Below are 19820 nucleotides of genomic sequence, written 5' to 3'. Positions count from 1 at the left end.
GGAGAGTGCGATTACCGCGCTTATAAGCGATGCACACCACCCACAGTTTTATCAGAACACCTCGAAAGCAAAAAATTATTCTGGAAGCAGTTCTCTGGTGACCGCATCACCTAATAAACGTCCCTGAAGAGTCAGCCCCACAACACCGCGTTTAAGTTGCTCATCATCAATAAGTCCCTGATTTTGTAGCCACCGAAGCTTCCGGTCGAGAGTTTCAGTACCGTGTATATTCGCTAAGACCTCATAAGGGATACCATCGACAGTACGGAGCTCCAACATCACCTTTTCAAAAAACTGTGTCTTGTGATCAAGAATTTCACGAGCTGCTGCCGGTGAATCTCCTTGCCGAAGACGATGCGCATAGGTTACGGGATGTTTAACATTCCACCAGCGTGTACCAGCAATATGAGAATGCGCTCCAGGACCGATTCCCCACCAATCTTGGTTACGCCAATACGAATAGTTATGAGTACTCCGATACTGTGGAGCCTTAGCATAGTTTGACACTTCATACCAATGGTATCCCGCTTCTGTAAGCAGTTCTTCTGCTAACAGATACATATCTGCCATGAGATCTTCATCTGGCATATGATACTTTCCGCGACGAATCTGAGCAGCAAGTTTTGTGCCATCTTCAACAATGAGCGAATACGCAGAAATATGGTCAGGTTCGTAACTAATCGCAGCTTCTACAGAACGTCTCCACTGTTCAAGTGTCTCCCCCGGTGAACCATAAATTAAATCAACAGAAGTCTGTAACTCCTCCTGAGAAGCCCACGAAACAACTTTCGGTACATTCTCTGGAGTATGGGTTCGTTCAAGTACTGAAAGAACTTCAGGGACAACTGACTGCATACCAATCGAAACGCGTGTGAATCCACCAGCTGCAAGCACGCTTAAATCTTTTTCTAATACAGAGTCAGGGTTAGCTTCAGTAGTGACCTCTGCATCTGGGGATAACCCAAAAAGTTCGATGGCATGATGTAGTATTCTGACGAGATCTGCTGAGGGTAATTTCGTGGGTGTTCCTCCCCCAAAAAATACCGTATTCATAGTTCGTTCAGGAACACCAGAACGTTTCAAGACCTGCTGAGCAAAGTCTAACTCTGCTATAGCGTCGTTTGCATACGTAGCTAAACCGACACCTTGCCCAAAATCTTCAGTAGCGTAGGTGTTAAAGTCACAATAGCCACATCGGATAGAGCAGAAAGGTACGTGAACGTACAGACTAAACTCTTGTTCTTGACTAGCTGCGGCAGAATCAGCGGGTATCATCCCATCGCTAGGAGCAGGAATACCTAAAGGCTGCGCCGGAGGGGTCACTTCTTAGACTTGTCCTTAGCTTCTTCAGTTGATGATAGAGCCGCAATGAAAGCCTCTTGAGGAACTTCTACTCGACCGACCATCTTCATACGTTTCTTACCCTCTTTTTGTTTCTCCAAAAGTTTACGCTTACGAGAAATATCGCCACCATAGCATTTGGAGAGAACATCCTTACGGATAGCACGAATATTCTCGCGAGCAATAATGCGAGAGCCAATAGCCGCTTGAATCGGCACCTCGAATTGTTGACGAGGGATGAGAGTACGTAGTTTTCCTGTCATCATCACACCATAAGAATATGCCTTATCACGGTGAGTGATAGCAGAGAAAGCATCTACTTTTTCGCCCTGTAAGAGAATGTCTACCTTAACCAAGTCAGCTTCTTCTTCACCATCAAATTTCCAGTCAAGGGAAGCATAACCACGGGTACGTGATTTGAGCTGGTCGAAGAAGTCAAAAACAATTTCTGCAAGAGGGATACGGTATCGTAGCTCAACACGATCTTGAGATAGATAATCCATTCCACCCATAATGCCACGTCGTGACTGGCAAAGTTCCATAATCGCGCCGATAAATTCACTGGGTGCAATGATAGTACAAGCAACCATCGGCTCTTTGATGAGGGCGACTTTTCCTTCAGGGAACTCACTAGGGTTCGTGACTCGTCGAGAAGTTCCTGACTCATCAACCACATCGTAGATAACGTTAGGTGCGGTAGAGATGAGATCTAAGTTAAATTCTCGTTCTAGACGTTCACGCACAATTTCAAGGTGCAGAAGACCTAAGAATCCGCAACGGAAACCAAAACCTAATGCAGCTGAGGTCTCTGGTTCATATACTAATGCTGCGTCATTGAGCTTCAGCTTGTCGAGAGCGTCTCGAAGGGCAGGATAGTCAGAGCCGTCGATAGGGAATAACCCTGAAAAGACCATCGGTTTAGGATCTTCATACCCTCCAAGAGATTCCTCTGCTGGATGATGAGAAGACGTAACGGTATCACCAACGCGAGACTGGCGTACATCTTTCACACCGGTAATAAGATACCCAACTTCCCCGACTCCAAGACCTTTCGACGGAATAGGTTCGGGAGAGATAACACCAATTTCTAATAAGTCGTGTTCCGCGCCGGTAGACATCATCTTGATTTTTTGACGAGGGCTTAGCTGTCCGTCCACAACACGAACATAGGTGACGACGCCGCGGTAAGAATCGTAAACCGAATCAAAAATCATGGCGCGTGCCGGTGCCTCAGCAGAGCCTTGAGGGGCAGGAATCAGCTCAACAATGCGGTCAAGGAGTTCTTCCACACCTTCACCGGTTTTACCAGAGACTCTTAAGACATCTTCTGGTTCAACACCAATAAGATTTGCCAGCTCCTCAGCATACTTGTCAGGCATTGCCGCCGGTAAATCAATTTTATTGAGGACTGGAATAATGGTTAGCTCATTTTCCATCGCTAAATATAGATTAGCGAGAGTCTGAGCTTCAATTCCTTGAGCCGCATCAACAAGTAGTAATGCGCCTTCGCATGCTGCTAAGGAACGAGAGACCTCATATGTAAAGTCAACGTGACCAGGAGTGTCAATCATATTCAAAGCATAGGCTGTACCATCAACCTCCCACGGCATGCGCACAGCCTGCGATTTAATGGTGATTCCACGTTCGCGTTCAATGTCCATGCGGTCAAGGTACTGCGCTTTCATGTCGCGCGGTGTAACAACGCCGGTCGCTTGAAGCATGCGGTCAGCCAACGTAGATTTCCCGTGATCAATATGAGCGATAATACAGAAATTGCGGATAATTTCTGGTGACGTTGCCGCGGGAACGGGAGCGTTGGCAGCTAGAGGTGACACGTAGGGCATTCCTTTCAGCCGCAGAAACCTGCGAATAATGTGATCATCAAGTATCTAGTTTCCCATGTTTTCTGTTTTTCTGCTGTCTAAGACGTGGTAAACAGTGAAGATAATGGCGGTAATCTCGATAACAAGCAGACAATAATGCTCAAAACAGTTATGTTAAGGGAATGAAGTTTAATATTTCAACGGTGCGCCGTATTATCAGTCTTGCTCAAAGAGCATACCGAGAGTTCCAAAAAATTCAGCAAGGATCAGCGGACTCTGCACCCCGCAGAAGCTCCGATAGCGGTACAACCCGTCGTGAAGATTTTGCAGCTCGCTACCCTGGTGATTATCGTGGCCCTGTACATTTTGAATATTCTCCCCACCTTGACGGAGAGCCAGACCCCGGTGAAGTGGTGTGGACGTGGGTGCCCTATGAAGAAGACCATACTCAAGGAAAAGACCGCCCTGTTCTTCTTATTGGACGAGACGGACAATATTTACTGGCCTTGATGCTGACGAGTAAAGATCATACAAACTCAACTCACCGAGACCGAAATTATATGGATATTGGGGCAGGGTCTTGGGATAAAAGTGGCCGCCCATCTGAAGTGAAACTCGATCGAATCATTCGGGTAAGTCCTGCAGATATGCGTCGAGAGGGAGCCGTGATGGATAAAGCGACTTTTGACCGTATTCATCAGGCACTAGCTCGCCGTGGTGCGTGAGAGGATTCTCAAACAACACGGTAATTGTGGGGAATAACTCTGCTGACTCTGCTGTAAGTTTCTGCTAGAGTTTTCTATGTGTGTCCGATGGTCATCGGGCACTGCTGATCGGTTGCCATAGGCATCCCCACGCCGCTCAGTCGATGATCGATCAGCGTAGCCCTCACCGACCAATTAGACAAAAAGAAAGTTTTAATCGTGGCTAATATCAAGTCCCAGAAAAAGCGCATCCTCACCAACGAGAAGGCTCGCCTTCGTAACAACGCTTACAAGTCCGAGCTTAAGACCGCTATCCGCAAGGTTAACGAAGCTGTTGAGGCGCAGAACGTAGAAGAAGCAACTGCTGCACTTCGTTTTGCAAGTCGCAAACTGGACAAGGCTGTTTCTAAGGGCGTTCTTCACAAGAAGACCGCTGCTAACAAGAAATCAGGTCTTGCTGTACGAGTAAATAAGCTTTCCTAATTTCACTTATCGTCCCTTGGGGCGGTAACTGTCTATTAGCGAAGTGATGGGTAGTCCCCGGTAAGTTAACTTACCGGGGACTACCCATATCTATGTCCCTTTGGAACCACTATGAACGACTCATCGTAAGAATCGCTTTTTCAAGAGCAAATAAGGGGTCTGTACCCTCCCCTTTAAGCTGAGCATCAACTTCTGCTAAAACACGAAAAATCTCCGCTAAATCTTGCTCCGAAAAACGCCGTGAATCGCGTTGAGCTTGTTCAACCTGCCATGGCGCCATTTTCAACTCTGAAGCTAGAACGGTAGTATTCCCGCGGCTCCCATAAACTTTAGCAATATGACGCATACGAGCAGCTAAAGCACCAACAAGAGGAATAGGGTCAACACCTGTTGCTAAAGCATGACGTAAAAGAGTCAATGCTAACCTACTATTACCAGAAACCACTGCATCAGAGACTTTAAACGCTGTGACCTCTGTTCTTCCCCCATAATATTGATGGACTAGTTCTTCTGTCACAACATCAGGCGCATCACTCATCAGCTGAGAACACGCAGAAGCTAACTCTGCGGTATCAGCACCAGTAGCAGCCACCAGTAGCTGAATAGCTTTAGCATCGATAGTTTTTCGATGATCTTTAAACTCCTGAGAGACAAACTCTAACTTCTCACGATCTGTCTTAAGCGGTTTACACTCAACGAAGGGAAAAGACTCTGAGGAACGGAAAAAATCAACCAACTTCTTCCCCCTGCTGTTCGAAGCATTATGAGACAACACCATAGCTATATGCTGCTCAGGACGTTGAAGATAAGCCATCACATCATGAAGAAAATCCTCACTCATCGAAGAAAGCTGATCTACTTCAATAATCTTTGAGGTACTAAATAACGATGGGCTAGAGGCCGCAGCAAGTTCCCCTCTTCGATAATCCTTGGCAGAAATCTCTACACGATCAGCTTCTGGATAGCGTTCCATAAACTGTGCACGAATCCGTGTCTTTGCACGCGAAATAAAATATTCTTCACTACCCCATAACAACGTAACTGGCGCCAACTGAACTGAACGCCACGACAATGCAGAACTAGTAGAAGACGAACGAGACTTCCTCGCCATAAGATGTGCCTTTCAACGCGACCAAGAGATAAACCCTATTTTCTCATAGAAACCCTAAAGAACTTTTCTTTGGACAACATCACGCAAAATGAAATACCAGTTAGCACCATAACAACACCGGCCACAACTATCACGCTCAGACTACCAGAAGGAACCGCTATTGAACTGAACGGCAAACGTGTAATACCTCGTGCAATCAACACTAATATATGGGCAGGATACCAACCTACCTGTAGCAAAACATCAACCATCCAAAACCATTGACACCACGAACAACATAAGACACACAACCCCACAACACTTAGCGGAAGAACACAAACACTAGCAAGCATATTTGCAAGAACCGTATACGGAGTAATCGTCTGCGTCATAAGAACAAGCACTGGTGCACACCATAACGAAGCTGCTAAAGGAATCGCTAAAAGCTCCGACAACCATAACGGAAAATACGACGAAAAAATATCTACCAAAACTGGTGCAAATACTATGAGCGCCCCTGAAGAGATGACAGAAAGAGAAAACCCTACGCTCATCGCCAACTCAGGAGAATACACTAATAGAACAATGACACTCAACGACAAGAGATGCAACGGGTATTTTATGCTACCCCGTAACACGGTATAAGCGCCGAGAGTACCCATCACCCACGCTCTCAGTACCGAATCTTCCCAACCAACAACGCCAGCATAAAAGAACGTCACCATAGAGGCGCAGAAAATACCATAAGAACGGCTAACCCTAAAATACGTTAAAAATCGATAAAACAATACAAAAATAAAAGCAATATTTGCACCAGATACAGCGGTTAGATGTGTTAACCCCGAAACTCGAAACTCCTGCCGGTTCTGAGACGGAAGCTGGCTATCATCACCATACCCTAACCCTAAAATCAATGCGCTCTCCGCAGCACCTACCGTACCTGAGGCATACTGTGCCACCTGTTCTTTAACCCTTTTAACAGGAGAAGACACAGGCTCCGATAACGGATACACCTTAGCTGAATTTAACCGAAACTGAAATATAGAGCTTTCTGGAACACCAATAACCTTCACAAAAGTCCCCTCCTCAAGGCGCTCTGAGGAGAAAAACATCAGGGGAAGATTCAACACCTGAGGCTGCTTTAAAGAAGGGGCAAAAACCTTTTCAGCATGAAAATACACAGCATAACGATGAGAAGATACCTGCGAAGAACGTTGGACACTCCCCCAAAAACGTGTAGAACCACCCTCAACTTGCTCAAGAACATGAACAGAACTTGTAATATCCCTGGCAGACAAATTCAATCCCTGACAGCAAACCGCTAAAAACACACTACACAGCGTCAAACATACTGGGAAAAGTACCCTCAAATATGGTGATACAAGAAATAGCCCGCATACAACACAACATGCCACGCCCCCGCATACAACAAGAACATCACCTGATAACCCAAAACCTGCATAGCTGATTAACGTATAAACCCAGATACACAGTGCAACCAAAACTAAACGAACATCATGATATGAAGAAACAATACGTTCAGTCGACGCCATCATTAAACTCGCACTAAAGGCCGAAGACGTTCAAGAAGTGCTGGACCAATACCCGAAACACTCTCTAACTCATCAACATCACGAAAACCTCCATGAGCCTGACGAAACTCAATAATTTTTTGTGCCGTCGCGGGACCTACCCGAGGAAGAGTTTCTAACTCCTGAGCAGAAGCAGTATTAATATTAACCAATGAACCAACAACATCACCTGTTTGATGATTCTGCGGAGAAACCCCTTGAACAGCATCAACGGCCTGTCCCTGAAAAAGAACACGTACCTGCTGACCATCCGTTATCTTTGACGCCAAATTAATAGAATCTGGATTGGCATCATCTACCAGTCCTTGCGCTGCTGAAATAGCATCAGCAACACGACTTTGATCAGGAAGCTCATAAAGTCCCGGAGACTTCACCGCACCCACAACATGAACCCACACAGAAGGAGCAGACCCCGAAGAGTGAACACTAGCTAAAGGTTCCTCCACAGAAGAATACACCTCAGAAGAAGAAACTTCTTTTTCATCAATAGATGACTCATGAGGTGAAGAGGAAAAGAACGCCAGTACACTACATACCGCTAAAACAATGCATAAAAAAATGGCAACGGCCCATGGTATCTTCCAGCGTATCACCCGATGCCTATACCGCTCTTGACTATCAACCTCAGGCTCACCTATATCCTCATATAAGCTCGCAGATCGTTCCCTACCATCAATATGACGAGCACGATAAAGACGATACGCAGGGGCATCATCTGACGAACACTGATCCGTATCAGAAGATAAATATTGAGAGGACACATCAGAAAAACTTTTCATAGACCTGAGTCTAAAAAGCGCACAAAAAAACATCAATCTCACGAAAAAATGTGGATAAATCTCTACTCTAATCTACTCGTGCACAGGGTATGGTGCACCCTGAGAATCACTAATACACCACAACCGCCAACGCCCCAAGCCCTGCATGAGCAGCAAGAACCGTCGGCAACGGAGTAAAAAAATCAGGATGAATACGATAAGAAGAAGCCCAACGTCGGGCCTCCAACTCCTGCGCACAATAATGAACAGCAACAATACGACCACGAGGAGAAGGTGTTGCTACTTGCTCCAGCTGATACTGTTCAGCCCCTTTACAGACAGAACGCTCAGACACCACCTCTGCTAGCAGGGACTGCGCTCGCTCCAACGAACGAGGACGATGAAGATACATCAGCTTCCCCTCACGAATAGTTCCTACTGGACGAATCTGCAACATTTGTCCTACTCGTGCAAGCGCTGGATGAACTCTTCCACCGCGGCGTAACGCGTCAAGAGTTGGCACGTAGAAAAAGATATCCGTATTTTCAAGCATTTCCACCGCTACTTGAGATAACTCAGCAGCATCGAAACCTTGCGAAATCATCGTGTGCAGATATGAGACAACATGGCCTAGAGCCATACCCACAGTCTGAGAATCAACGACATACACAGGGATTGGACTATGTGTAGCAGCTGTACAAGCAAAAGAATAAGCGCTCGAAAGATGTCGAGACAGATGTAGGGAAAGAATAGCCTCGTAACCTTGAGCTGCGAAACTCTCATAGACACTCCGGAAACGTTCTGGAGAAGGAGCTGAGGTATGTACTTTTTGCCCTAAAACATGAGCAAGAACTACGGCTTCTTGTTCTTCTAAAGAAGGTTCAGCTGACTTTACAAACTTCTCAGAAACTAACTGATCATCGATAAAGACGTCTAAGGGAATCATCGCAAAACCGCCAGAATCTACGAGATGACGAAGAGTACTTTTATCTAAAGCAGCTGAGGAATCCGTCACAACAGCAATACGGCGCACCATTCTTCTCCTACCTCCCTAGAACTTAAAAACATATGTGGGTGTGAAAGTCATACTTCCACACCCACATACATAACTCTACTAGGCGGTTACGATGTTGACGAGTTTAGGTGCTCGAACAATCACTTTAACAACCTGAGAATCGCCGATAAGACGTTGAATCGTCTCCGAGTTCAAGGCTTTTTGCTCTAGCTCTTCTTCACTAATTTGTGGAGAAACCTCAAAACGGTCTTTGACCTTACCTTTAATCTGTACGATAGCAGTCACCATCTCATCAGCAAATAATGACTCATCGACCTGTGGCCAACCGGCAGTCAGTACAGGAGCGTCATGACCTAGAATATGCCACATATCTTCTGCGGTATATGGTGCATACAAAGAAAGCAAAATAGCAATAACTTCAGCTGCTTCGCGAACTGCAGGATCAGCCGGTCCCGTACCAGAGTCAATGACCTTACGTGTCGCATTCACCAATTCCATGGTTTTTGCGACCATGACGTTAAATTTACCGCTTTCGATATTTTCGGTAGCATCACGAACTGTGCGGTGTACAAAGTACCGCAGATTCTTATCTCCATTCTGATAATCGACGCCAGGTTCTGAAGTAACGTCTGCGGCAATACGCCATGCACGAGCCAAGAACTTCTGTGCACCACCGGGAGATACATCAGACCAGTCAATATCATCTTCTGGTGGAGAGGCAAAAACCATAGTTGTGCGAATAGCGTCAACACCGAAAGTATCGAGCTGTTCACCGAGGTTCACACCATTACCCAAAGACTTAGACATAGCTTTACCACGGTTGAGGACCTGTCCTTGATTCATCAAAGAGGCAAAAGGCTCATCAAAATCAATCATGCCCAGATCGCGAATGACCTTGGTGAAGAAACGAGCATATAGTAGATGTAAAATTGCGTGCTCCACACCGCCGATATACATATCAACTGAGCCCCACTGCTGGACAGCTTCTTTGTTGAACGGTGCTTGGTCTTCATCTGGTGAGAGGTAACGGAGGAAATACCACGAAGAATCCACGAAGGTATCCATCGTGTCAGAGTCACGTTTAGCGCTCTTGCCACATTGTGGGCAGTCTACAGTATTCCATTGTTCGGCTGCTGCTAGAGGAGATTGACCTTTAGGCGCGAGTTCATCACCCTTGAGGTCTTCTGGTAGACGAACAGGAAGCTGATCCTCAGGGACAAGAACTTCTCCACAATCATCGCAATGAATAATAGGAATAGGAGTGCCCCAGAAACGTTGACGAGATAGCAACCAGTCACGTAGACGGTAAATAACTTTACCTTCACCTGTTCCAGCAGCCTCAATCATCTCGATAGCTTTCTTGATGGCTTCGGTTTTATCAAGTCCCGTGAGTTCACCAGAATTGATAAGTTTCCCGTTGCCGGTGGTAGCAACACCTGAAATAGCTGGGTCTTCTTCCCCAGTATCTACCACCGTTACGATAGGAAGATCAAAGGCCTTCGCGAATTCGAGGTCACGCTGATCGTGAGCTGGAACAGCCATAATTGCGCCGGTTCCATAATCTGCAAGAACATAATCGGAAGCCCAAATAGGAAGTTTCTCTCCGGTTAGCGGGTTAAACGCGTATCGTCCGGTAAAGATACCACTCTTCTCGTTCTCTGTAGACTGACGATCAATATCAGAAAAAGCTTTAATCTTTTCACGGTATTCTTCGAGGGCTTCTTTCTGGTCTTCTGCAATGATTTCTAGAGCAAGCTCTGAATCTGCAGCAACGACGAAGAAGGTCGCACCGTATAGAGTATCTGGACGAGTGCTGAAAACAGTAATGGAGGTTTTATCTTTTCCTCCGCCTGCTTCAACATCAAAACGAATCTCTGCACCTTCAGAACGCCCAATCCAGTTTTTTTGCATTGCCAAAACACGATCTGGCCAATGACCTCTGATTTGTTCCATATCGTCCAGAAGCTCTTGAGCATAATCAGTAATCTTGAAATACCACTGATTTAGAGACTTCTTGGTGACTTCAGATTTACAACGTTCGCATGCGCCATCAACGACCTGCTCATTTGCGAGAACAGTCTGGTCTTTGGGGCACCAATTCACCTGTGAGAACTTACGATAGGCAAGTCCTTTACGATAAAACTGTTGGAACAGCCATTGAGTCCAACGGTAGTATTCGGGGTCTGAGGTGTGGATGCGTCGGCTCCAGTCCACCATAATACCGTAGCGTTTAAAAGACTCAGCCTGAGTCTCAATGTTCTTATATGTCCATTCACGTGGGTGGGTATTGTTCTTGATAGCAGCATTTTCTGCTGGCAGACCAAAAGAGTCCCAACCAATAGGGTGAAATACTTCAAACCCCTTCTGTTTCCAATAACGAGAAGTGACATCGCCAACAGCAAAAGCTTCTGCGTGACCCATATGAAGGTCACCAGAAGGATAGGGGAACATATCGAGGACATACCGTTTTTCTCGGTTTTCATCACCCGTTAGGTTAAAAATCTTAGTTTCTTCCCAATAGGGCTGCCATTTTTGCTCAATAGCGCGGAAGTCATACGACTTTTCCGTGTTTTTAGTAGCTTTCACCTCAGCTGACACAGCGATTTCCTTTGGTTGTTGAACGTCGGTACGATGAGCTTCAATGTGCTGTGTGTTATGCACATGCGACAAAACTTTAAATGCTCTTAGACTTATTTATCTTTAGTCTATCGTGAAAACACCTTATAGATGACCAGCCCATCAGTTAATGTTGCCATAGTCTTAAAGGTACAAGAATTTTAAGAGCATACTAACCAGAAAGCGACATCGTACTCATGGGTGTAACCGAACAGAATATTTTTGAAGTTCCTCCCACCTCCTACCCCCATGGGACAGCCCAACACCTCACCATCAATGGACTATCTACCTGGTACTGGGAATACGGAAACCCCGAAGGGGAACCTCTACTGTTAATCCACGGTTTTAGAGGCGACCACCACGGACTAGAACTTATCGGCTCATATCTGTCTGAATACCGCATTATTATCCCTGACCTACCAGGATTCGGCATAACAGAACCCTTCCCTTCTGACCAACACAACATAGACGCTTACGGACAATGGCTACATGCTCTAATACTTACACTCAGCAATGAACATCGCTCTATCTACCTTGTCGGTCATAGTTTCGGTTCCATTATTTGTAGCTATACAGCATCCACCTACCCACAACACATCAAAAAGCTATCGCTCATTAACCCCATCAGCCAATATCCGCTCAAAAGCTCTGCTCAATTGCTCACCCTCGCGGTTCAAGGATATTACTGGCTAGGTGCGCACCTTCCTCCAATCTTTGGCTTGCCTTTATTACGTTCAAAAAGTATCACACGCGTCATGAGCGAAATCATGATGAAAACAAAGAATCCACTCCTACGATCTTTTATCAATACTCAACATCGTCTCTATTTTGGTTCTTTTGCATCCGCCCAAAGTGTCTATGAAGCCTACCAAATCTCAACACAGCACACTGCCACAGAATATATTGCTCAGGTACCCATTCCCGTACACATGGTAGTTGCAGAAAAAGATGACCTAGGTACACTCGAAACACAACAAGAGATGTACCAGAAAATACGTCGAGGGAAAATGGACATTATCCCCGAAGTTGGTCACCTGATTCATTACGAGACACCCCGATACGCTGCACAACTCATTCGGAGTTTTATCATGGAAGAGAGCGCATGAGACTCATTATTGACGCCCGCTATACCCGATACGGCTTTCACGATGGTATTAGTCGCTACACTGCATCGTTACTGGAAGCGCTCAAAAAACTTCACGATGAACAGCACCCCCTCTGCGCTGACCTTGAGATTATCATGGCTATTAGTGACATCAGGCAGCTTAAAATGCTCCCTGATATGGACTATATCCTCGTCTCATCTCCCACCAATATTCGTGAGCCATTTATCGCAAGAACACTTAATAAATATCATCCAGACGTTGTTTTCTCACCCATGCAAACTATTGGAAGTTGGGGCAAAAAATTTCATCTAATCCTCACCTTGCACGACCTCATCTACTACGAACACCCAACTCCCCCAAGCTTTTTACCGCGTCCTATCCAATGGGGATGGAGACTTTTCCACCGCTCTTACACACCACAACGTTTGCTCCTCAACCGTGCCGACGCTGTGGCAACCGTTTCTCAGACAAGTGCCCAGCTGATTCGACAACACCACCTCACCAAAAAACCCTTACACATTATTCCTAATGCTGCTGCTACCGGCAGTATTGTCAGCGAAGAACAAGCCCAAGACCGTATCGCGCACCGTCAAAAAACTCTCCTCTATATGGGCTCTTTTATGGAATATAAAAATGTTGAAACTCTCATGATAGCCATGAAAGACTTACCAGAGTACCGGCTATTGTTGCTTTCTCGTATCAGCGAACAACGTCAGCAAGAACTACACCAATACGTGACCGATAACATCGAGTTTTGCCATGGAGTCGGTGACGAAGAATATCAACAACTCTTAGCTACAAGCACCGCATTACTCACAGCCTCTCGAGCAGAAGGATACGGACTACCTGTTGTTGAAGCTCAAGCACAAGGATGCCCCGTCGTCATCAGCGATATCGATATATTCCACGAAATTGCCCCTCACGGATTACACTGCAACCCAGAAGACCCCCAAGCATTTGTACAAGCTATTAGAACTTTAGAAAATACCGCACACTATCAGCAGGTGGTTCGCGAAGGACTACGCGATGCACAACGATTTTCTTGGAAAGAATCAGCGCTACAACTTCTTAACGTCGCCACCAATATGACACGAGCTAATACCTAGAAAATATCAAGACCATCGCAACGAATCTGTACCGGCTCAGCTTGACGTATGGACTGCGAAGCACGCGTCGTTCGTAGATGATGAGTAACTTCTGGAGCAATACCAAAACTAAAGAAAAGAATGGTTCGATACTGGTTGGACTCTTCATCTTCCTCAGACCAGTAAAGACTATGGTCGCAGACTTCCAAAGGCCCACGAACAATTACTTCATCCGGTAAAGATAGTGAAGAAACAAAAGACTCTACCGCTCGTTGAGTACCTGTAATAGCTGCTGTACGGACAGCAGGCGGTAAAGAAAGCTCTTGACGCTCTGAAAGTTCTCGAAGCGCAAAAGCCGGTGAATCCCAACGAACTAAAGATTCTAAAGCCCACGACTGAGAAGCCGTACAAATCACGGTGCCCCCCTCCGCAGCAGACCGAACCAACGCAGACGCGTTGAACCAAGAACGCAAAGCAACTTCTGGAGCACGCAAAGAATCTCGGTGTAACATCGAATCTGCATCAAGCAATAAAGCGGCACTATAACCACCTTCTGCCACAGGCTCTGCACCAGATGTTGCAATCACAAGTGCAGCAGAAGAACCTACCGAACTGCGGACATGATCTCCGCCTGAAGAAATAATCGGAACGCCGGGGAAAGCCCTTCCTAGTTCTTCTGCCGTACGTAAAACCCCTTTAGCGCTGCTTCGCCACGACTGAGAGCCACATTCAGGGCAACACCATTGCTGGATAAGGCGCCCACACCAAGTACAATTTGGTATAGATTCAGAAGACGTTACTGAAACACTGCCACGGCATTCTGGGCACCGAACTGGCATTCTACAACGCTGACATGATAACGACGGAATATATCCAGAACGCGCAACTTGAACTAATACGGGGCCTCTTTTCAATGCTGCACGAGCAGTTTCAAAAGCAAGATGAGGAATACGAGCCTTAGCCGCTAAAGGATCACGTGCTAGCTGATAGTCATCTCCTACCGGTACAACCCGCGGAGCATGAGCACGCACTATCTCACGATGGGCACCCAAGAAACTAGCCCATCGTGTGCGAACTAATCGAGCAGACTCACTACTGAGACAATAACTAGCAAAAAGAGCTGCACACTGTTCTTGAATTGCTCTCAACGTCAAAACATCACGCACATGACAATATGGGGCACGTTGTTCTATATGGTTAGCATCGCCATCGTCCCAACACACAACTAGTCCGAGCCGATGAACGGGAGCATAAGCTGCCGAACGTGTGCCAATGACTAAAGAAACTTCACCAGAACGTACTTTAAGAAAAGAGCGATACCGCTCTGACGGTTTATCGTGCGCCGTAAGACGGACAAAGCTCTCTTCATCTACATACTCTAAAAGTGCGTGGGTCAAACGTTCTAAAGATTTTTTATCAGGGACAACAGCTAAAGCGCCTTGCCCCGATGCAATAGTATTAACTAGAGCAACAGCAAGAATGTCTTCCCAAGCTGCTGAGGCGGTGGGCAACGTATTCATCACTGCCCGTGTAGGTACAGCAGAACTGGTATCATCGAGGAATTCTAGTCCCCCGTCATAAGGCTCAAAAAGAGCAGTGTTGAGTTCTTTTTTAAGATGGATAGAAGGTGCTTGAGAACGAAAGAACTCTGGAGATTGTGCAAGAAATTTCTCTTCCACACCAACTACTCGTGTTGGAATTGCTAAACGTAAAACATGTGGAAGAATATTTGCATAACGATCAGCAAGAGTTTCTGCCAGTTGAAAAATCTCTGGCGATACTAAAGAAACAGGCGAAATAATCTGATCGATATATCGCATGCTGCCGTCGTATTCACTGCTATCTTGACGAGATTTAATGTATCCCATCATGTTCTGCCCGTTGAACTGAACTTTGACTTTTACTCCCGGTTGAGCGCTATCAGCTAAAGATTCAGGAACTAAATAGTCAAATGCGCGGTCAAGATGCGGGACGTCTGTTTCTAGTATCACCTGCGCAACAGGGAACTGCTGAGCAAGAGGATGTTCTTGCCTCAGCATATTGGTGATATTGAGGGTCCCCGCAAACAAATCTGTTTGCAAGGACCCTGCAGAAGAAACGTTCGTCATAGAACCTAGTATATTTAGAGATTTGCTGCGGCGCGTAGTTCTTCTACGCGGTTTGTTCTCTCCCACGTAAAAGTTTCTTCTTCACGGCCGAAATGCCCGTGAGCTGCCGTCTTCGCATAAATTGGGCGGCGAAGCTCCAAATCACGAATAATAGCTAAAGGACGTAAATCAAAGACTTCGCGAATAGCCTGTTCAATGATGACGGGATTCACTTTTTCAGTTCCAAAAGTCTCAACATACAGTCCGACAGGAGAAGCTTTACCAATTGCATAAGCAACCTGAACCTCTGCACGATCAGCAAGCCCGGCAGCAACAACATTCTTTGCTACCCAACGCATAGCGTATGCGGCAGAACGATCAACTTTTGACGGATCCTTACCGGAGAACGCCCCTCCACCATGTCGGGCAAATCCCCCATAGGTGTCAACAATAATTTTTCGTCCGGTAAGTCCCGCGTCGCCAACTGGGCCGCCCTGAACGAACTGTCCAGCAGGGTTGATAATAATTTTGGCCTGAGAACTGTCAAAATCAAGATCTTGCAGTACCGGCGAAATGACGTGTTGACGGATATCAGCTTCAAGCTCAGCTAAATCATAGTCTTTAGTGTGCTGTGTAGACACAACAACAGTATCTACTGAAACGGGAGTATTTCCGTCATATCCGAGAGTAACTTGAGTTTTTCCATCAGGGCGTAAACGTTCAAGAGTTCCATTTTTACGTACAGCCGTAAGCTGTTCAGACAATCGATGTGCAACCCAAATTGGCGCGGGCATGAGGACTTCAGTTTCGTTTGATGCGTACCCAAACATGATGCCTTGGTCTCCAGCACCTTGACGGTCTAGTTCATCTTCAGAACCGGTACGGGTTTCTAGAGAATGATAAACACCAGCATTGATATCAGGAGACTGTTCACCAATAGATACCGACACACCGCAGAACTCACCATCAAAACCGTGGGTGGAAGAGTTATATCCGATATCAAGGATGGTCTTACGTACGATAGAGGGAATATCGACGTACCCCGTGGTTGTGACCTCGCCGGCAACATGCACTTGACCGGTGGTTACCATGGTTTCAACAGCCACGTTTGCATGAGGGTCTTCGGTGAGAAGAGCGTCAAGAATTGCGTCTGAAATCTGGTCACAAATTTTATCAGGGTGACCTTCAGTAACAGACTCGCTGGTAAATAAACGAAGATGAGAAGGATGAGAATTCACGTATTTACTCTACTTAGTTAGACGGGATAAAAGAAAAATATTAATTTTTGTGCACATGTTGTGCTATATGGAGTAATAAGGCTTGAGCAACGTCTTCTTTTGAGCCACTCACCTCAACGGCAGTAGCTAAATCTTGTGAGAGTAGCGTCACCGTATTGGTGTCGGTACCAAAGCCAAGTGTCTTTCCTACCTGATTGATTGCAAGATAGTCGCACCCTTTTCTTTGTAGCTTTTCACGACCGAGCTCTAGTACAGTCTTTTCTTGGCTACCCGTTTCGGCGGCAAAACCAACAATAATCTTCGGCGCTTGAGGATCAGAGTGCTCTTTTCGTTGAACCATCTCACGCAGAATATCAGGATTTCTGACAAGCTCTATCGTCGGGGCTTCGTCGTCATTCGCCGTTTTCTTAATTTTGTATTCTGCATAATGCGCTGGACGAAAATCAGCAACTGCAGCCGCCATGATGAGAGCATACGCTCCCTCACTATGGTGATGAACTGCTTGGCGTAGTTCTTCAGTTGTTGAAACGTCAACGCGCTCTACAGTAGAGGGAACGGGCACTTGTAGATGGGCACCAATAAGAGTAACCCGTGCACCGAGAGAATGAGCTACTCGTGCCAAGGCTACGCCTTGTTTACCAGAAGAGCGATTACCTAAGAAACGTACCGGGTCTAAAGGCTCTCGAGTTCCACCTGCAGTAATCACAATGTGTTTTCCGGTAAAGGGTTGGTTGCCTGTACCGTCTGGAACATTTCGGTTGAGAACATTGAGGGCTTGTTCAAAAATATCTTCAGGTTCTGGCATTCTGCCAATACCTGAGTCTTTTCCCGTGAGCTGTCCAATTGCTGGTTCAATAACGTGGTAACCGTATTCTCGAAGTTTACGGACGTTGTGCACGGTTGCAGGATGTTCCCACATCTGGGTATGCATTGCTGGAGCAAGAATCACTGGGGCGTGGGTGGTAAGTACTGTTGCGCTAAGAAGATCATCAGCGCGACCAGAAGCTAACCGTGAGAGAAGATCTGCTGTAGCAGGTGCAATCACAATACCGTCAGCATCTTCTGCTTGCTTGACATGGTTTACTTCAGGTACTCGCTCAAAAACAGAAGTTGCTACAGGGTTGCCGCTGAGAGCTTCAAAAGTTGCTTTACCCACAAAGTTTAGGGCAGTTTCTGTGGGCATAGCGATGACTTCATGCCCTGCTTTTGAAAAAAGACGAAGGAGGGACGTGGCTTTATACGCCGCGATGCCTCCTCCGATGCCGATAACTATACGCATAGTGCGCTCTTCTTGACAGAAGCCGAAAACCTTATTCGGAGTCTTCGGCGTCTACGTATTCTACGATAGGTGCTGATTCAGAGTATTCTTCGCTGTAGAACCCTCCGGTCAAGAAAGCTGAAGGAGCTTCCTCAGGGATGAGATCACCGTTTTCATCGAAGGTTCCCTCGTTAACGTGACGAGCTTCAATTAGGCCTTCGTTAATTTCGCGCATTGCAACAGAAAGTGACTTCTCGTTAGGTTCACTATCGACGAGAGGACCTACGTGGTCGAAAAGGTTTTCGTGCATCTGAGAGTAGTATGCGTTAATCTGGCGGGCACGACGAGCGCCAAAAATCACCAGACCATACTTAGACTCTGCTTTTTCAAGTAGCTCATCTGCGCTAGGGTTGATGATTCCTTCTTCATTGTGTGCGTTAGCCACGAATACTCCCATAAGATTGACAACCAGCAAGCTTCGTAGAGAGAAACTTGCCTAAGACAAAAAATAAGTATATCTAAAAGCCCGATAAATTGCACTCTACGATAAAAAATATTATGAGGGGCGAGAATCTTCAGTGCAAAGATTCTCACCCCTCGTAGAAGTTTTATGCTGAGGTTTTTTCCAGACCCATAAGCTCAATAATCTCTTGAGCAGCTTGTGCAACGGTGTCGTTAACTACCGTATGATCAAACTCGGGTTCAGCAGCCAACTCAATTTTTGCGGTATCTAGACGTTGTTGTTGCTCTTCAGCAGACTCTGTACCGCGTCCAACTAAGCGTCGAACAAGTTCTTCCCAGCTTGGTGGAGCGAGGAAAATAAGTCGAGCTTCTGGCATACTGTTACGCACTTGACGAGCACCTTGTAAATCAATCTCCAATAAGATGTGTTTTCCCGACTCAAGAGCACGAGTGACCATATTCTTCATGGTTCCATAACGATATTTATTATGAACCTGTGCCCACTCAAGCATTTGGCGGTTCTCTACCATCGAATCGAATTCTTCATCGGACACGAAATAGTAGTGTACGCCTTCTTCTTCACCAGGGCGCGGATCTCGTGTTGTAGCTGAAACTGAGAACCATACATCTGGATAATTCTCACGAATATACTGCGAAACAGTACCTTTACCTACGGCGGTAGGTCCTGCTAAAACAGTGAGTCGAGGTGTAGTGCTCTCAGTCATTGAAAACCGCCTTTAGCGTTCGAGGAAGTCGATTAATGCGCGTCGCTGGTGTACACCTAATCCGCGTAAACGGCGGGACGGCGCGATATTGAGTTCTTTAAGAATTGCGTTAGCGCGAATCTCACCAATGCTTGGAAGGGCCATTAGCAAATCTGTTACTTTTAGTCTACTCACAGCTTCTTCATTATCAGCACGTTTGAGAACTTCTGCGATAGTTGTTTCACGTTTTTTGAGAGATTCTTTGACCTCAGCGCGAATGGTGCGAGAAACTTTAGCTTTTTCGCGAGCTGCTGCGCGTTCTTCTTCGGTGAGTGGGCGGAGTGCCATGCTAATTCCCCTTAGCGTAAATGTGACGTGTTATATTTGCGAACCTGTCTTTTGGTGGGTTGTTCAGCACCCGATACGAAGGTATGCAAGGTGCTGAACAAACCACCTTT

General features: G+C 46.1%; 17 protein-coding genes. 4 read left to right on the top strand and 13 right to left on the bottom strand.

What is annotated here, in order from left to right; genetic code table 11:
• Positions 1 to 75: 75 nt before the first annotated feature.
• Positions 76 to 1275, bottom strand: a complete 1200-nt coding sequence (gene hemW, locus ACN08W_RS07710) for a radical SAM family heme chaperone HemW (RefSeq protein WP_419109189.1) — start codon at positions 1273 to 1275, stop codon at positions 76 to 78.
• A gap of 44 nt (positions 1276 to 1319) precedes the next feature.
• Positions 1320 to 3176, bottom strand: coding sequence for a translation elongation factor 4 (lepA, locus tag ACN08W_RS07705; RefSeq protein WP_419103775.1), 1857 nt, complete (start codon positions 3174 to 3176; stop codon positions 1320 to 1322).
• Between the two features lie 170 nt (positions 3177 to 3346).
• On the opposite strand from lepA, the gene ACN08W_RS07700 reads away from it, so the two are divergent.
• The gene (locus tag ACN08W_RS07700) at positions 3347 to 3889 is read left to right on the top strand and encodes a type II toxin-antitoxin system PemK/MazF family toxin (RefSeq protein ID WP_419103774.1); all 543 of its coding nucleotides are present in this window, start codon (positions 3347 to 3349) and stop codon (positions 3887 to 3889) included.
• A 198-nt stretch (positions 3890 to 4087) separates the two neighbouring features.
• Entirely contained in the window at positions 4088 to 4351 is a 264-nt protein-coding gene (rpsT, locus tag ACN08W_RS07695) for a 30S ribosomal protein S20 (protein ID WP_419101688.1), read from the top strand.
• 109 nt (positions 4352 to 4460) lie between these two features.
• Here the strand turns inward: rpsT and holA are convergent, their stop codons facing one another.
• The 5 genes from holA to leuS all read right to left on the bottom strand — a co-directional run bounded on the left by holA (position 4461) and on the right by leuS (position 11449).
• Positions 4461 to 5462 carry a DNA polymerase III subunit delta gene (holA, locus tag ACN08W_RS07690; protein WP_419109184.1) on the bottom strand — a complete coding sequence of 334 codons (1002 nt, stop codon included), beginning with the start codon at positions 5460 to 5462 and terminating at the stop codon, positions 4461 to 4463.
• 35 nt (positions 5463 to 5497) lie between these two features.
• Positions 5498 to 6739, bottom strand: a complete 1242-nt coding sequence (locus tag ACN08W_RS07685) for a ComEC/Rec2 family competence protein (protein WP_419109183.1) — start codon at positions 6737 to 6739, stop codon at positions 5498 to 5500.
• Between the two features lie 257 nt (positions 6740 to 6996).
• Entirely contained in the window at positions 6997 to 7812 is an 816-nt protein-coding gene (locus ACN08W_RS07680; protein WP_419109182.1) for a helix-hairpin-helix domain-containing protein, read from the bottom strand.
• A 109-nt stretch (positions 7813 to 7921) separates the two neighbouring features.
• Complete coding sequence (locus ACN08W_RS07675; protein ID WP_419109181.1) at positions 7922 to 8827, bottom strand: DegV family protein; 906 nt, start codon at positions 8825 to 8827, stop codon at positions 7922 to 7924.
• Positions 8828 to 8905: 78 nt separating this feature from the next.
• Positions 8906 to 11449 carry a leucine--tRNA ligase gene (leuS, locus tag ACN08W_RS07670; protein WP_419109188.1) on the bottom strand — a complete coding sequence of 848 codons (2544 nt, stop codon included), beginning with the start codon at positions 11447 to 11449 and terminating at the stop codon, positions 8906 to 8908.
• Positions 11450 to 11619: 170 nt separating this feature from the next.
• On the opposite strand from leuS, the gene ACN08W_RS07665 reads away from it, so the two are divergent.
• Positions 11620 to 12528 (top strand): alpha/beta fold hydrolase, encoded by a 909-nt coding sequence (locus ACN08W_RS07665; RefSeq protein ID WP_419109180.1) that lies wholly within the window; start codon positions 11620 to 11622, stop codon positions 12526 to 12528.
• A complete protein-coding gene (locus tag ACN08W_RS07660) occupies positions 12525 to 13634 on the top strand; it encodes a glycosyltransferase family 4 protein (RefSeq protein ID WP_419109179.1) in 1110 nt (369 codons plus the stop codon). The genes ACN08W_RS07665 and ACN08W_RS07660 overlap by 4 nt, the downstream gene beginning before the upstream one ends.
• On the opposite strand, the gene ACN08W_RS07655 is transcribed toward ACN08W_RS07660, so the two are convergent.
• The 6 genes from ACN08W_RS07655 to mihF all read right to left on the bottom strand — a co-directional run bounded on the left by ACN08W_RS07655 (position 13631) and on the right by mihF (position 19710).
• A complete protein-coding gene (locus ACN08W_RS07655; protein WP_419109178.1) occupies positions 13631 to 15721 on the bottom strand; it encodes a primosomal protein N' in 2091 nt (696 codons plus the stop codon). The two genes, ACN08W_RS07660 and ACN08W_RS07655, sit on opposite strands and share 4 nt — an antisense overlap.
• Positions 15722 to 15735: 14 nt before the next feature.
• The gene (gene metK, locus ACN08W_RS07650; protein WP_419103766.1) at positions 15736 to 16938 is read right to left on the bottom strand and encodes a methionine adenosyltransferase; all 1203 of its coding nucleotides are present in this window, start codon (positions 16936 to 16938) and stop codon (positions 15736 to 15738) included.
• Between the two features lie 40 nt (positions 16939 to 16978).
• Positions 16979 to 18217, bottom strand: coding sequence for a bifunctional phosphopantothenoylcysteine decarboxylase/phosphopantothenate--cysteine ligase CoaBC (gene coaBC / locus ACN08W_RS07645; RefSeq protein WP_419109177.1), 1239 nt, complete (start codon positions 18215 to 18217; stop codon positions 16979 to 16981).
• Positions 18218 to 18248: 31 nt separating this feature from the next.
• Positions 18249 to 18653, bottom strand: a complete 405-nt coding sequence (rpoZ, locus tag ACN08W_RS07640; protein WP_419107328.1) for a DNA-directed RNA polymerase subunit omega — start codon at positions 18651 to 18653, stop codon at positions 18249 to 18251.
• A gap of 151 nt (positions 18654 to 18804) precedes the next feature.
• Positions 18805 to 19383: a guanylate kinase gene (gene gmk / locus ACN08W_RS07635; protein ID WP_419109176.1), complete on the bottom strand. Its 579-nt coding sequence runs from the start codon at positions 19381 to 19383 to the stop codon at positions 18805 to 18807.
• 12 nt (positions 19384 to 19395) lie between these two features.
• Positions 19396 to 19710 carry an integration host factor, actinobacterial type gene (gene mihF, locus ACN08W_RS07630; protein WP_419103762.1) on the bottom strand — a complete coding sequence of 105 codons (315 nt, stop codon included), beginning with the start codon at positions 19708 to 19710 and terminating at the stop codon, positions 19396 to 19398.
• Between the last annotated feature and the right edge of the window lie 110 nt (positions 19711 to 19820).

The sequence above is a fragment of the Rothia sp. CCM 9419 genome, from assembly GCF_048512815.1.
Taxonomy (GTDB): domain Bacteria; phylum Actinomycetota; class Actinomycetes; order Actinomycetales; family Micrococcaceae; genus Rothia.
The sequence above is the reverse complement of the archived record's forward strand: the minus strand, read 5'-3'. Positions and strand labels throughout refer to the sequence as shown.